The 13,675-nt window shown below is 65.3% G+C and carries 11 protein-coding genes; all 11 read right to left on the bottom strand.

Going from position 1 to position 13,675, the window contains the following annotated elements; genetic code table 11:
- Positions 1-7: 7 nt before the first annotated feature.
- Genes AB1286_RS14880 through rsmH form a run of 11 tightly spaced genes read right to left on the bottom strand, consistent with a single transcriptional unit; the run spans position 8 to position 13,657 of the window.
- Positions 8-949 (bottom strand): D-alanine--D-alanine ligase, encoded by a 942-nt coding sequence (locus tag AB1286_RS14880; RefSeq protein WP_430363987.1) that lies wholly within the window; start codon positions 947-949, stop codon positions 8-10.
- Positions 950-958: 9 nt separating this feature from the next.
- A complete protein-coding gene (murC, locus tag AB1286_RS14875; RefSeq protein ID WP_430363986.1) occupies positions 959-2,356 on the bottom strand; it encodes a UDP-N-acetylmuramate--L-alanine ligase in 1,398 nt (465 codons plus the stop codon).
- Positions 2,353-3,459, bottom strand: a complete 1,107-nt coding sequence (gene murG / locus AB1286_RS14870; RefSeq protein WP_430363985.1) for an undecaprenyldiphospho-muramoylpentapeptide beta-N-acetylglucosaminyltransferase — start codon at positions 3,457-3,459, stop codon at positions 2,353-2,355. Before murG ends, murC begins: the two co-directional genes overlap by 4 nt.
- The gene (gene ftsW / locus AB1286_RS14865) at positions 3,456-4,736 is read right to left on the bottom strand and encodes a putative lipid II flippase FtsW (protein WP_430363984.1); all 1,281 of its coding nucleotides are present in this window, start codon (positions 4,734-4,736) and stop codon (positions 3,456-3,458) included. The genes murG and ftsW overlap by 4 nt, the downstream gene beginning before the upstream one ends.
- Positions 4,733-6,268, bottom strand: coding sequence for a UDP-N-acetylmuramoyl-L-alanine--D-glutamate ligase (murD, locus tag AB1286_RS14860; RefSeq protein WP_430363983.1), 1,536 nt, complete (start codon positions 6,266-6,268; stop codon positions 4,733-4,735). The genes ftsW and murD overlap by 4 nt, the downstream gene beginning before the upstream one ends.
- Before the next feature lie 40 nt (positions 6,269-6,308).
- A complete protein-coding gene (gene mraY / locus AB1286_RS14855) occupies positions 6,309-7,478 on the bottom strand; it encodes a phospho-N-acetylmuramoyl-pentapeptide-transferase (protein ID WP_430363982.1) in 1,170 nt (389 codons plus the stop codon).
- A 15-nt stretch (positions 7,479-7,493) separates the two neighbouring features.
- Positions 7,494-8,942 carry a UDP-N-acetylmuramoyl-tripeptide--D-alanyl-D-alanine ligase gene (locus AB1286_RS14850; protein WP_430363981.1) on the bottom strand — a complete coding sequence of 483 codons (1,449 nt, stop codon included), beginning with the start codon at positions 8,940-8,942 and terminating at the stop codon, positions 7,494-7,496.
- Positions 8,939-10,480 (bottom strand): UDP-N-acetylmuramoyl-L-alanyl-D-glutamate--2,6-diaminopimelate ligase, encoded by a 1,542-nt coding sequence (locus tag AB1286_RS14845; RefSeq protein ID WP_430363980.1) that lies wholly within the window; start codon positions 10,478-10,480, stop codon positions 8,939-8,941. Before AB1286_RS14845 ends, AB1286_RS14850 begins: the two co-directional genes overlap by 4 nt.
- Complete coding sequence (locus AB1286_RS14840; RefSeq protein ID WP_430363979.1) at positions 10,477-12,342, bottom strand: peptidoglycan D,D-transpeptidase FtsI family protein; 1,866 nt, start codon at positions 12,340-12,342, stop codon at positions 10,477-10,479. Before AB1286_RS14840 ends, AB1286_RS14845 begins: the two co-directional genes overlap by 4 nt.
- Positions 12,339-12,719 carry a cell division protein FtsL gene (gene ftsL / locus AB1286_RS14835; protein WP_430363978.1) on the bottom strand — a complete coding sequence of 127 codons (381 nt, stop codon included), beginning with the start codon at positions 12,717-12,719 and terminating at the stop codon, positions 12,339-12,341. The genes AB1286_RS14840 and ftsL overlap by 4 nt, the downstream gene beginning before the upstream one ends.
- A complete protein-coding gene (gene rsmH, locus AB1286_RS14830; RefSeq protein ID WP_430363977.1) occupies positions 12,716-13,657 on the bottom strand; it encodes a 16S rRNA (cytosine(1402)-N(4))-methyltransferase RsmH in 942 nt (313 codons plus the stop codon). The genes ftsL and rsmH overlap by 4 nt, the downstream gene beginning before the upstream one ends.
- Between the last annotated feature and the right edge of the window lie 18 nt (positions 13,658-13,675).

The raw sequence follows: 13,675 nt of genomic DNA, 5'->3' as shown, positions 1-13,675 counted from the left end.
GCGGCGTTCAATCCGAAAGCGTCAGGGCGAGTACGCCGACGACGAGGTCCTGATAGCTGATGCCCACCGCGCGCGCGGCCTTCGGGGGCAACGAGTGATCGGTCATGCCCGGCGCCGTATTCACCTCGAGAAAGTAGGCGTTGCCGTTCGCATCGAGCATGAAATCGGCCCGGCCCCAGTCGGTGCAGCCGAGCACCTCGAACGCACGGCGCGACACCGCCTTCAAGCGCTTCTCTTCGTCGGCGGGAAGGCCGCAGGGAATCAGGTACTGCGTGTCGTCCGCGATGTACTTCGCGTGGTAGTCGTAGAACTCGCCGGCCGGCACGATCTTGATGATCGGCAAATCGAGATCGCCCGCGATGCATGCGGTGTACTCGCCGCCGCCCTCGATGCTCTTTTCGACGACGACGATCTTGTCGAATTTCGCCGCTTCCTCAAGCGCGGCCGGCAGTGCTTCGGCCGTTTTCACTTTCGTGACGGCGACGCTCGAACCCTCGCTCGCGGGCTTCACGAACAGCGGCAAGCCGAGCTTGGCGACGATGTCGGCTGCGCGCGCGGCGTAGTCGTCGCCGCGCATCACTGCCTCGAACGGCGGCGTGGGCACGCCGAGTTGCTGCCAGACGAGCTTCGTACGGAATTTGTCGAGGCCGAGTGCAGACCCGAGCACGCCGGGGCCCGTATAACGGATACCGTAAAAGTCGAGTGCGCCCTGGATTTGGCCGTTCTCGCCGTAGCCGCCGTGCAGCGCGATGAACGCGCGCGCGAAGCCCTCGTCCTTGAGCGCCGACAGCGGCCGCTCGGCAGGATCGAACGGGTGGGCGTCGACACCGGCGTCGCGCAATGCCTTGAGCACGAGCGAGCCCGACTTGAGCGACACCTCGCGCTCGGCGGATTGCCCACCGAGCAAGACGGCCACTTTGCCGAAACGTTTCGGATCGATGCTACTCATCTCTGACCTTTAATCCCTAACCTTGAGTTCGTTTGCGAGGCGTCCCGGCACCGTGCCGATCGAGCCCGCGCCCATCGTGATCACCACGTCGCCGTCACGCACGAGCGTCGACAGCGCCGCCGGCACCTCTTCGACCGTCGCGACGAATACCGGATCCACCTTGCCCGTCGCACGAACGGCGCGTGCGAGCGCATTGCCGTCGGCGGCAACGATCGGCGATTCGCCGGCAGCATACACTTCCGTCAGCACGAGCGCGTCGACGCTCGATAGCACGCCGACGAAATCTTCGAAGCAATCGCGCGTGCGCGTATATCGATGCGGCTGGAACGCAAGCACGAGCCTTTGACCTGGGAACGCCCCGCGCGCGGCGGCGATCGTCGCCGCCATCTCTACCGGGTGATGACCGTAGTCATCGATCAGCGTGTACGTTCCGCCTTCCGCCGCGCGCATCTGGCCGTAGCGCTGGAACCGCCGTCCGACACCGGTGAACTCGGCCAACGCCCGTTGAATGTCGGCATCGGCGATCTCGAGTTCGGTGGCGATCGCAATCGCAGCCAGCGCGTTTTGCACGTTGTGCGTGCCCGGCATGTTCAACACGATGTCGATCGGCGTCGCGCCTTCGCGCACCGCCGTGAAATGCATCTTGCCCTCGCGCGCGAACACGTTGATCGCACGCACTTGCGCATCGGGCGCGAAGCCGTAACGAATCACCGGCTTCGAGACAAACGGCAGAATCTCGCGCACGTTCGTGCAATCGACGCACAGCACGGCGATACCGTAGAACGGCAACCGATGCGTGAATTCGATGAACGCCTGCTTGAGCCGGGCGAAGTCGTGCCCGTAGGTGTCCATGTGATCTTCGTCGATGTTCGTGACGACTTCGATCACGGGCAACAGATTCAGGAACGAGGCGTCCGATTCGTCGGCCTCGGCGACGATGAAGTCGCCCGTGCCCAGGCGCGCATTGACGCCCGCGCTCGTCAGCCGCCCGCCGATCACGAACGTCGGATCGAGCCCGCCCGCCGCGAGCACGCTCGCCACGAGACTCGTCGTCGTGGTCTTGCCGTGCGTCCCGGCGATCGCGATGCCCTGCTTCAAACGCATCAGTTCCGCCAGCATCACGGCGCGCGGCACGATCGGCACGCGCTTGCGGCGCGCTGCCAAGACCTCGGGGTTGTCGCTACGTACGGCCGTGGAGACTACGACGGCGTCGGCGTCGCCGATGTGCTCGGCGTCGTGCCCGATCTCGATGCGTGCGCCGAGCGATGCGAGGCGGTCGGTCGAGGCGCTACGAGCCAGGTCCGACCCGCTGACGCGATAGCCGAGCGTGACGAGCACCTCGGCGATCCCGCTCATGCCGGCGCCGCCGATCCCGACGAAGTGAATATGTTTGACGATGTGTTTCATGACTTTCCTTCTTGGCGCGCGAGCGCCACCGCCGCGCATACCTGCGCGACGCGATCGGTAGCTTCGGGCTTGGCGAGCAAGCGCGCGCGCTCGGCCATCTCGGCGAGCGTCTCGCGCGTCTGGCTGCGCAGCCACTCCGCCAGGTTTTCCGGCGACAAGTCGCGTTGCTGCACCAGGACGGCCGCATTTTGCGAAGCTAAGAATTGGGCGTTCGTGCTTTGATGGTCGTCCACCGCATACGGGAACGGCACGAACAATGCCGCCACGCCCACGGCGGCCACCTCGGCCACCGTCATCGCGCCGGAGCGGCAGATCACGAGGTCGGCTTCGCCGTATGCCGCGGCCATGTCGTCGATGAACGGCACGAGACGCAGCGCCTCGCCGGGTTCGAAGCCGGCTTGCGCGTAGTTCGCCTGCAACGCGTCGATATGCTTCGCACCGGCTTGATGGATGACGTGCGGGCGCTCGTTCGGCGCAAGCAGCGCCAGCGCGCGCGGCACGCACTCGTTCAGTGCCGCGGCGCCCAAGCTGCCGCCGACGATAAGCACACGCAGCGGACCGGTGCGGCTCGCATAGCGCGCCTTGGGCTCTTGTGCATGGCAAAGCTCGTCGCGCAACGGGTTGCCGGTCCATTCGGCCCCGGGCAGCGTGTCGGGGAACGCAACGAGCACGCGACGCGCGAGCTTCGCGAGCACCTTGTTGGCAAGCCCCGCGACGGAATTCTGTTCGTGCAGTACGAGCGGACGGCCGGTCAGCGCCGTCATGACGCCGGCCGGGAACGTGATGTAGCCGCCCATCCCGAGTACGACATCGGGCTTGACGCGCTTCAGCACGCGAGCGCTTTCTAGACATGCGCGCAGCAAGTTCAAAGGCAGCATCAACTTGGTCTTGAGCCCTTTGCCGCGCAGCCCGCCGAAGCGAACGTACTCGATCGGCACGCCGTGTTTCGGCACGAGCGACGCTTCCATGCCGGTCGGATTGCCGAGCCAAACCACGCGCCAGCCCCATGCGCGCATACGGTGAGCCACCGCGAGCCCCGGGAACACGTGTCCCCCGGTGCCGCCGGCCATGACCAATAGCGTGTGTTGCGGCGTGGTGCTCATACCTTCCCCCCACGCATCAGGACGCGGTTCTCGTAGTCCACCCGCATCAACACCGCCAGCGCGACACAGTTGAGCACGATACCCGAGCCGCCGTAGCTGACGAGCGGCAGCGTGAGCCCCTTCGTCGGCAGCAGGCCGAGATTCACGCCCATATTGATGAACGTTTGGGCGCCGAACCATATGCCGATGCCCTTGGCCATCAGCCCTGCGAAGGTGCGGTCGAGCGCGAGCGCCTGCCTGCCGATCTCGAACGCGCGGCGCACGATCCAATAGAACAGCAAGATGACAACCAGCACGCCGATGAATCCGAATTCCTCGCCGATCACGGCGAGAATGAAGTCGGTGTGCGCCTCGGGCAGATAGTTGAGTTTTTCGACGCTGCCGCCCAGACCGACGCCGAACCACTCGCCGCGGCCGAATGCGATCAGCGAGTGCGTCAATTGATAGGCCTTGCCTTGCGCGTAGCGATCGTCCCACGGGTCGAGGTAGGCGAAGATCCGCTCGCGGCGCCACGGAGACGCCCACACCAGAATCGAGAACGTCCCCACGGCCGTCGCGACGAGACCGCCGAACAGCTTGCCGTTCACGCCGCCGAGAAAGAGCACGCCCATCGCGATCGCGGCGACGACCATGAAGGCGCCCATGTCGGGCTCGAGCAGCAGCAGCGCGCCGACGACGCCGACGGCGAAGCCCATCGGCAAGAAGCCCTTGGCAAAACTGTGCATGTGCTCTTGCTTGCGCACCGTGTAGTTCGCCGCGTAGATCGTGACGGCGAGCTTCATGATTTCCGACGGCTGCATGTTCATCAGGCCAAGCGGAATCCAACGCCGTGCGCCGTTCACGCCCTTGCCGATGTGCGGAATGAGCACGATCACGAGCGCCGCGAGCGCGAGCAAGAAAAGCTTGGGCGCGTACTTGTCCCAGACCGAGATCGGAATCTTGAACGTAATGATCGCGATCACCGAGGCGAGCGCCAGCGAAATCACATGGCGCATCAAGAATGCATAGGTGTGATAGGCCGCGTACTTCGGCGAATCGGGCATCGCGATCGAGGCCGAGTAGACCATCACGACGCCGAGCCCAAGGAGCGCGATGACGACCCACAGCAGCGCGTGATCGTAATCGAGCATGCGCGAGCGCACCGGCCGCATGCCGCTGACCACGCTAGCGAGCCCGCCCATGGGCGATACGGCGGCGGCGAACTTCGCCGGTTTGGCGCCGTCCGCCGTATCGCGTTGTCCTCCGAGACCGGAGCCGAAGCGATCGAGCCAGCTCATAGCATGGTCCCCCGCTGCGCTGCAATTTCCTCGACCGTGTCACGGAACACGGCCGCGCGATGCGCATAGTTGGTGAACATATCGAGGCTTGCGCAGGCCGGCGAAAGCAGTACGGCATCGCCCGGTTCGGCGAGCCCACAGGCCGCGTGCGTCGCCGCCTCGAGCGTGGGATGCTCGGCGAGCGCGACGCCCGTCTCGGCTAGCGCTTCGCGAATATGCGGCGCGTCGCGTCCGATCAGCATGACGGCACGGCACCAACGCGCCACCGGTCGCGCGAGCGGCCCGAAATCCTGTCCCTTGCCGTCGCCCCCGGCGATCAGCACGACGCGCTGCGCCAGTCCGTCCAGTGCGGCGACGGTCGCGCCGACATTCGTGCCCTTGCTGTCGTCGACGAAATCGATTCCGTCGATCGACGCGATCAACTCGACGCGATGCGGCTCGCCGCGATATTCGCGCAATGCGTGCAGCAGCGGCGCGGCCGGCAGGCCGATCGCGCGCGCCAGCGCAAACGCGGCCAGCGCGTTGGCGGCATTGTGCAAGCCGCGCACGCGCAACGCGTCGGCAGGCATGAGGCGCGTCATCGCGAGATCCGCGGGCGCGGCCGCCTCTTGCTTGCGTCGGCGCGGACTCGTCGTTTCGTCCAACGGCTCGCGCTCGCGCGCTTGCGCGAGCCAATTGATGCCGTTTTCGAGCACGAGTCCGTAGTCGCCCAAACGAGCGGGCTCGTTCAAGCCGAACGTGATGCACGGCGGCTGCGGTTGCGCTTGTCCGGTCGAATCGGGGCGCGGCGCGAACGCCATCGTCCGTGCGTCGTCTCGATTCAGCACGCGCACCGTATCGGGTCCGAAAATACGTCCTTTCGCGGCGGCATAGGCGTCGAGTCCGCCGTGCCAGTCGAGATGATCTTGCGTGATGTTGAGCACCGTCGCCGCATCGGGCGCGAACGAATGCGCGGTTTCCAGTTGGAAGCTCGAGAGCTCGAGCACCCAAACGTCGGGCAAGGCCGCCGCGTCGATCGCATCCATCAAACGGTCGAGCAGCGACGGGCTGATGTTGCCGGCAACGGCCACCTTCTTCCCGGCCCGTTCGCACAGCAGCCCCGTCATGCTCGTCGTGGTCGTCTTGCCGTTCGTGCCGGTGATCGCGACGACCTTCGGCGCGTAGCCGGACTCGCCCAGATGCGCGAGCGCCTGCGCGAAAAATTCGAGCTCGCCCCATACCGGAATACCGCGTTCGCGCGCGCTCGCGATGAGCGGGGCGAGGTCCTGAGCCAGCGGCGACAGTCCCGGGCTCACGGCGACGAGTTCGATCCCGTCATCGAGCAGCGCAGGCGAAAAAGCGCCGCCGACGAATTGAGCGTCGATGTCGTGCTGTGCCAGCGCCGGCAGATTCGGCGGCGCCTCGCGCGTATCGGCGACGCGCAAACGGCACCCCTGGCGCGAACACCAGCGCGCCATCGCAAGGCCCGACTCACCGAGCCCCAGCACGAGTACCGTCGGCCTTTGCCGATCGCGAAACATCTCACCGAACATCGCTTGCTTTCCCTTTTCCTTTACATTCGCCGCGCGGGCGTTAGCGCAGCTTCAACGTCGATAGCCCGAACAGGCAGAGCATCAACGTGATGATCCAGAACCGAACGACGACCTGCGTCTCTTTCCAGCCCGACAACTCGAAGTGGTGATGCAGCGGCGCCATCTTGAAGATGCGCCGCCCTTCGCCGTAGCGTTTCTTCGTGTACTTGAACCACACCACTTGCAGCATGACCGACAGCGTCTCGGCCACGAAAATGCCACCCATAATGAACAGCACGATCTCTTGCCGGACGATCACGGCGATCGTGCCCAGCGCGCCGCCGAGCGCGAGCGCGCCTACGTCGCCCATGAACACCTGCGCGGGGTGCGTGTTATACCAAAGGAATGCGAGCCCGGCCCCGCCCATTGCCGAGCAGAAGATCAAGAGCTCGCCCGCGCCGGGAATATGCGGAAAGAGCAGGTACTTCGAATAGACCGAACTGCCCATCACATAGGCGAACACGCCGAGCGACGCACCGACAAGCACGACGGGCATGATCACGAGGCCGTCCAGGCCGTCGGTCAGGTTGACCGCATTGCTCGCGCCGACGATGACGAGGTAAGTCAGCGCGATGAAGCCCCAAACGCCGAGCGGATAGCTGATCGATTTCAAGAACGGCAGCATCAAGTCTGCACGCGCGGGCAGCCCCATCGACAAACCGCTGCGCACCCACGCCATGAACAGATCGAACACGCGCACGTTGCTCGCCTCGGACACGCTGAAAGCGAGATAGACCGCGGCGAACAGGCCGATCACCGACTGCCAGAAATACTTTTCCCGCGACGACATGCCGCGCGGGTCCTTGTAGACGACCTTGCGATAATCGTCGACCCAACCGATCACGCCGAAGCCGAACGTCACAAGGATCACGATCCAAATGAAGCGATTGGTCAGATCGGCCCACAGCAGCGTCGAAACGGCGATGCCGATCAGAATCAGCACGCCGCCCATCGTCGGCGTGCCCGATTTGACGAGGTGCGTCTTCGGTCCGTCGGTGCGGACGGCCTGCCCCACCTTCATTTCCGTCAACTTGCGGATCACCCACGGCCCGCAAACGAGCCCAATCACGAGCGCGGTGATGGTCGCCATCACCGCGCGAAACGTCAGATAGCTGAAAACGCGCAAGAAACTTGCGTCGTTTTGCAACCATTGCGCCAGCACCAGCAGCATGCTTGTCCTTCTCTTTCAATGCGCACCGGGCGCAGCGCCCGGCACGAGGGGTGACGGTTGAACGGTGAGCGCCTCGACGACGCGCTCCATTCGCATAAAACGCGAGCCCTTCACGAGCAGCGTCGCGCTCGATCCAAAACCCGCTTGCAGCAAGTACTCGACGAGTGCCGTCACGTCGTCGAAATGACGGGCGGCGCCGTGGCCCGCGCCTTGCGCCGCCGCATCGAACGCCCCGCACGATTCGCGCGTGGCGTCGCCGAGGGTGGCGAGCGCATCGATACCGCGTTCGCGCGCATACGCGCCGACTTCGCGATGGAATTGAGCACCGTTGTCGCCCACTTCACCCATGTCGCCCATCACGAGCACACGCGGCGCGGCGCATGCGGCCAGCACGTCGATCGCCGCGCGCATCGAATCGGGATTCGCGTTGTAGGTGTCGTCGATGACGGTCGCGCCCGCAAGCGGCCCCGCGACCGCGCGCTTCGTTTGCAGCCTGCCCTTGACCGCCGAGAACGCTTCGAGGCCGTGCACGATCGCATCGAGCGGCACGTTCGCGGCCACGGCCGCGGCCGTAGCCGCCAATGCGTTGCGCGCGTTGTGCTCGCCGAGTACGTTGAGCGTCGCCTCGAAGCTGCCCGCCGGCGTACGGGCACGCAAACGGTTGCCTTCGAGCACGCCGGTCACCACCGTAGCCGAGACAGCCTCGCTCCGCGAAGCGTCTTCGAGCGCGAAGTCGACGATTCGGTTCCCCGTCGCGGCGATGCGCCAGATCGCGGAGTAGGCGTCGTCGGCCGGGAACACGGCGACACCGTCGGCCGGCAGCGCGTGGATCACGCTTGCGTGCTCGAGCGCGACGGCTTCGACCGTCGCCATGAATTCCTGGTGCTCGCGCTGCGCGTTGTTCACGAGGGCGACCGTCGGCAGCACGATCTTCGCGAGCAGATCGGTTTCGCCAGGGTGATTCATACCCACTTCGATGACCGCCAGCCGATGCGCCGCGTTCAAGCGCAGCAACGTCAGCGGCAGTCCCACATCGTTATTGAAGTTGCCGGCCGTGGCCAGCCGCGCCGATTCGCCGACCGCCTGCGCGAAGATCGACGCGATCATCTCTTTGACGGTCGTCTTGCCGTTGCTGCCCGTCACGGCGACGAGCGGCAGCGGGAAGCGGCGGCGCCAGCCGCGTGCCAGCGCGCCGAGCGCCGCGCGCGTATCGGGCACGAGCAGCGCCGGCCCCTGCCAATCGTCGGGCAACCGGGAGGCAAGCACCGCGCTCGCGCCTCGTGCGCGAACGTCCGACAAAAAGTCGTGGGCATCGAAACGGTCGCCCTTGAGCGCGACGAACAGCTCGCCCGGTCCCGTCGTGCGGCTATCGGTACCGATCCGCTCGAAGACGGTTGCACCGTCGCCGTGGACGGTCGCTCCCGGGATAAGCTGCGCGGCTTCGTTCAGCGAAAGCATCGTCATTGCTCGCCTCCGCGCGGATGCGTCGCGCGCGCCGCCAATGCCAGACGGGCGTGATCCTGATCCGAAAAAACCCGCTTTTTGCCCATGATTTCCTGAGTGGCTTCGTGGCCCTTGCCGGCCAGCAGCACGACATCCTCGCGGGCCGCGCCGCGCACCGCTTGCAAAATGGCGTTCGCGCGATCCTCGATGCGGCGCGCTTGGTCCGGCTGCGTCATGCCCGCGACGATCTGGTCGATGATCGATGCCGGATCTTCGCTGCGCGGGTTGTCGCTCGTGACGACGACGGCATCCGCGAGCCGCTGCGCGATCGCGCCCATCAGTGGCCGCTTGGTCGCATCGCGATCGCCGCCGCAACCGAACATGCAGACGAGCTGCCCGCCACGCGCTTGCGCCATCGGGCGCAACGCGGCGAGCGTCTTTTCGAGCGCGTCGGGCGTATGCGCATAGTCGACGACGACAAGCGGCTCGTCGTTGGCGATCCGCCCGCCTAGGCGCTGCATGCGGCCGTTGACCGGCTCGAGCTTGGCAAGCTGCGCCAACGCGTCGCTGAGCGGAACGTCGGCGGCGAGCAATGCGCCGAGCACGCCAAGCAGATTGCTGACGTTGAATTCGCCGAGCGTGCCCACTTCGACTTCGGCCGAGCCCCAATCCGACGACAGATGGAACGCCGTGCCCGTTGCGGTGGCGCGCACGTTCGTCGCCACCAGGGCGGCATGCGCGCTCGGCGCGTCGCTCGTCGCGCCGATACCGTAGACGATCGTCGGCATACGCGGCTGCGTCCGCTCGATCAGCCGGCGCCCCGCAGCATCGTCGCGATTGATGACCGCCGCCTTCAGCGTGGGCCAATCGAACAGTTTCGCCTTAGCCGCCTCGTAGGCTTCAAAGGTATGGTGATAGTCGAGGTGATCTTGCGTGAGATTGGTGAACACCGCGATATCGAAGGCCGTGCCGTTGACGCGGCCTTGATGCAGCGCGTGCGACGACACCTCCATCGAAACGGCACGCGCACCCGCCGCCGCCAATTGCGCGAGCGATCGCTGCATCTGGGGCGCATCGGGCGTCGTGAAGCCGGTGTGAACGAGATGCCCCCACATGCCGGTTCCGAGCGTGCCGATCACGGCGCACGGTTCGCCGAGCGCGGTCAACGCCGCGGCGATCCATTGCGAGCACGAGGTCTTGCCGTTGGTGCCCGTCACGCCGATCGTACGCATCGACTCGCTCGGCGCGCCATACCAGTGGCTGGCGATCTCGCCGGCCAGACGATCGAGGTGCGGCACCGCGCGTGCACGCGCGGCATCGACATGCCCCGAAAAGCCTTCGGGCTGAAACAGCACCGCCGCCGCGCCGCGCTCCAAAGCGCTCGCGATGTGCGCGCGGCTGTCGGCGCCGTCCACGGCGTACGCGAAGAATACGTCGCCGGCCGCGAGCGTACGCGTGTCGGCATGCAGTTGAGCGCCGGCTGCCGCGTGCGCGCGCAGCCAGTCGAGCGCATCGGCGATGTCCCGGTGCATGGCGTCCTGGTTCTCGGGCGCACTCATCGAACGACTCCCGGGTGAGCATGTGTTGCAGCCGACACCGTCATCGGACGGGCCGGCGCGAACCCCGCAATACGCCCTTTAGGCGCGGCAGGGGTCTCGTCCTTGGCTTTGACGTTGACCGGATCGCCCAAGACGACCAATTGCTTGACCGGCATGTCGGGCGGCACGTTCAGCGCGCGCAGCGTATCGCCGACGATGCCGGAAAATACGGGGCCGGACACGTAGCCGCCGAAGTGGCTGCCAGCAGTGGGCTGATCGATCGAGACGGCGACGACGATGCGCGGGTTCGGCATCGGCGCCATCCCGACGAACGAAGCGCGGTACTTCGAGCGGTCATAGCCGCGTCCGGAATGCACGTAGGCGGTGCCGCTCTTGCCGCCGACGCGATATCCGGGCACGGCCGCCTCGGGCGACGTACCCGCCGCCGTCACGACCGACTCGAGCATCGTGCGCACTTCGCGCGCCGTCGTCGGCGAGAAAATCTGCGGGCCCGTCACGACTTGGCTCGGGTCCGTCTTAAAAATCGATACGGGCATGATCTGACCGTCGTGCGCGATCGCCGTATAGGCGCGCGCGAGCTGGAACAGCGAGACCGACAGCCCGTAGCCGTACGACATCGTCGCCTGCTCGATACGGCGCCAACTCTTCCAAGGCCGCAACCGGCCGGCAGCCGCGCCGGGAAAACCCACCTTCGGCGCTTGCCCGAGCCCGATGCTTGTATACATATTCCACATCTCTTCGGGCTTGAGCGTCATCGCAATCTTCGTCGCCCCGATGTTGCTCGACTTTTGGAGCACGCCGCCGATCGTCAGCACACCGTTAGCGCTATCGTCGGTGATCGGCGCGCCATCGAGGACGAAGCGGCCGTTACCTGTATCGACGAGCGTGTTCGGCGTCACCCGATGCAAATCGAGCGCGAGCGACACCGTAAACGGCTTCATGATCGAGCCCGGCTCGAACACGTCGGTGAGCGCGCGGTTGCGCAGTTGCTCGCCGGTCAAGTGCGAGCGGTCGTTGGGGTTGTAGGTCGGGTAGTTGACGAGCGCGAGCACGTTCCCCGTACGCACATCGATGACCATTGCCGCGCCGGCCTTCGCCTTCGTCTTCTCGACGGCCGCCTTCAGATCCGAATATGCGATGTACTGAATCTTGCTGTCGATCGACAGTTCGACGTCTTTGCCGTCATGCGGCACGACTTGCTCGTCGACGTCCTCAATGATGTGGCCCATCCGGTCCTTGATGACGCGGCGCATCCCGGGCGTACCGGAGAGCAGCTTCTGATCGGAGAGCTCTACCCCTTCCTGGCCCTCGTCCTCGATGTTCGTGAACCCGACCAAGTGAGCCGTGATTTCGCCTTCGGGATAAAAGCGCTTGTACTCGGTACGCTGATAGATACCGGGAATCTTCAGGGCCTCGACCTTGGCGGCGACATCGACGGGCACTTGACGCTTCACGTAGACGAACGTCTTGTCTTCGGAGAACTTCGCGCGCAACTCCTTTTGCGTCATGCCGAGCAAACCGCCGAGTGCGGCAAGTTTGGACTGATCGAGATCGTCCGGCACCGACTCGGGAATCGCCCAAATGGCGCGCACGGGCAAACTCGTGGCGAGGACGAGGCCATTGCGATCGACGATCTTGCCGCGCGTAGCGGCCAGCTCGATCGTTCGCTCGTAACGGCTTTCGCCTTGCTTCTGATAGAAAGCGTTGCCGGGACCTTGAATCCAAAACGCGCGCGCCGCGAGCGCCACGAAAGCCGTGAACAGCAAGAAGACGACGAGCTTCGAGCGCCACATCGGCAAACGCACCGAAAGCACCGGGCTCGAGGAAAACGTGACGCCCTTCGTCTTGGCCGCGTGTTTCATCGCGCGCCTCCTCGATGGGCGGCCCGGCCCGCGGCGTTACCCGCGCGCGTGTTCGACAGCGGCGCGCTGGCAGGGAGCGTCGGGATCGGCGCATTCTCCGCTTGGTTCGCACCGGGTGCGAGCGTCAAGAATTGCGTTTCGCCTGTCGAGGCGGGCTGCATCTTCAACGTGTCGGTGGCGAGTTGCTCGATACGCGAGGTCTTGGAGAGCGCGCTTTGCTGATATTGGAGCTGCGCGTAGTCCTGCTGCAATTGATGCTCTTCCGATTGGGCGCGCTCGAGCTGCACGAACAGCTGCCGCTGCTGGTTCGTGGCATTGACGACGGAAAGTGCGCAACCAAGAACGACGATGAGCAGAAAAATATTGAGGCGGCTCATGGCGCGACGCGCTCCGCGACGCGCATGACCGCCGAGCGGGCACGCGGATTAGCCTCGAGTTCGGCGGCGCCGGCGAACACGCGGCCGATGATTTTCAACGGAGCGGCGGGTAGATCGACAGCGCGAATCGGCAAGCGACGGTCGATCGCAGGCCCACTCGCATGAGCCTGCATGAATCGCTTCACGATTCGATCTTCGAGCGAATGAAAGCTGATCACCACCAGCCGCCCCCCTTGCTCCAACGACGCGAACGCCGCCTCTAAAACGACTTGCAGCTCCGCAAGCTCTTGATTGACGTGAATCCGTATAGCCTGAAAGGTGCGGGTGGCCGGATCCTTGCCCTTCTCACGGGTCTTGACTGCGCGAGCCACGATTTCGGCAAGCTCGCCCGTGGTTGAGAGAGGCCCAAGACGGTCGGACTCTGCCCGGCGAGCAACAAGCGCCTTTGCAATCTGAACAGCAAACCGTTCTTCCCCATAATCTCGAATGACCTCCGTCAGTTCCTGCTGGCTCGCCCGCGCGAGCCACTCGGCTGCGGACTCGCCGCGCGTCGGGTCCATCCGCATATCGAGCGGACCGTCCGCGCGGAAGCTGAAGCCGCGCGCGGGATCGTCCAATTGCGGCGACGATACCCCCAGGTCCAGCAATACGCCGGCGACACGCTCGATACCTCGCGTCGCCAGCGCCGGCGCCAACGACGCAAAACTTTCGTGCACGATTTCGAAACGCGGATCGCCGATCGCGCGTGCCGTCGCGATCGCTTGCGGATCCTTGTCGAATGCGATGAGCCGCCCGGCCTCGCCCAATTTCGCGAGCACCGCCCGGCTATGGCCACCGCGACCGAACGTACCGTCCACATAGACGCCGTCCACGCGCGTAACCAACGCATCCACCGCTTCTTCCAGCAGCACCGTGCGATGCTGCAATTCGTTTCCCATCGCAGCGCCCTATTTCAA

This window comes from Trinickia sp. NRRL B-1857, from assembly GCF_050470685.1.
Classification (GTDB): Bacteria; Pseudomonadota; Gammaproteobacteria; order Burkholderiales; family Burkholderiaceae; genus Trinickia.
The sequence above is the reverse complement of the archived record's forward strand: the minus strand, read 5'-3'. Positions and strand labels throughout refer to the sequence as shown.

Excerpts from the sequence above, each read along its gene's own strand:
- AB1286_RS14880 (WP_430363987.1), bottom strand. The coding sequence starts at position 949 with ATGAGTAGCATCGATCCGAAACGTTTCGGCAAAGTGGCCGTCTTGCTC.
- murC (WP_430363986.1), bottom strand. The coding sequence starts at position 2,356 with ATGAAACACATCGTCAAACATATTCACTTCGTCGGGATCGGCGGCGCC.
- murG (WP_430363985.1), bottom strand. The coding sequence starts at position 3,459 with ATGAGCACCACGCCGCAACACACGCTATTGGTCATGGCCGGCGGCACC.
- ftsW (WP_430363984.1), bottom strand. The coding sequence starts at position 4,736 with ATGAGCTGGCTCGATCGCTTCGGCTCCGGTCTCGGAGGACAACGCGAT.
- murD (WP_430363983.1), bottom strand. The coding sequence starts at position 6,268 with ATGTTCGGTGAGATGTTTCGCGATCGGCAAAGGCCGACGGTACTCGTG.
- mraY (WP_430363982.1), bottom strand. The coding sequence starts at position 7,478 with ATGCTGCTGGTGCTGGCGCAATGGTTGCAAAACGACGCAAGTTTCTTG.
- AB1286_RS14850 (WP_430363981.1), bottom strand. The coding sequence starts at position 8,942 with ATGACGATGCTTTCGCTGAACGAAGCCGCGCAGCTTATCCCGGGAGCG.
- AB1286_RS14845 (WP_430363980.1), bottom strand. The coding sequence starts at position 10,480 with ATGAGTGCGCCCGAGAACCAGGACGCCATGCACCGGGACATCGCCGAT.
- AB1286_RS14840 (WP_430363979.1), bottom strand. The coding sequence starts at position 12,342 with ATGAAACACGCGGCCAAGACGAAGGGCGTCACGTTTTCCTCGAGCCCG.
- ftsL (WP_430363978.1), bottom strand. The coding sequence starts at position 12,719 with ATGAGCCGCCTCAATATTTTTCTGCTCATCGTCGTTCTTGGTTGCGCA.
- rsmH (WP_430363977.1), bottom strand. The coding sequence starts at position 13,657 with ATGGGAAACGAATTGCAGCATCGCACGGTGCTGCTGGAAGAAGCGGTG.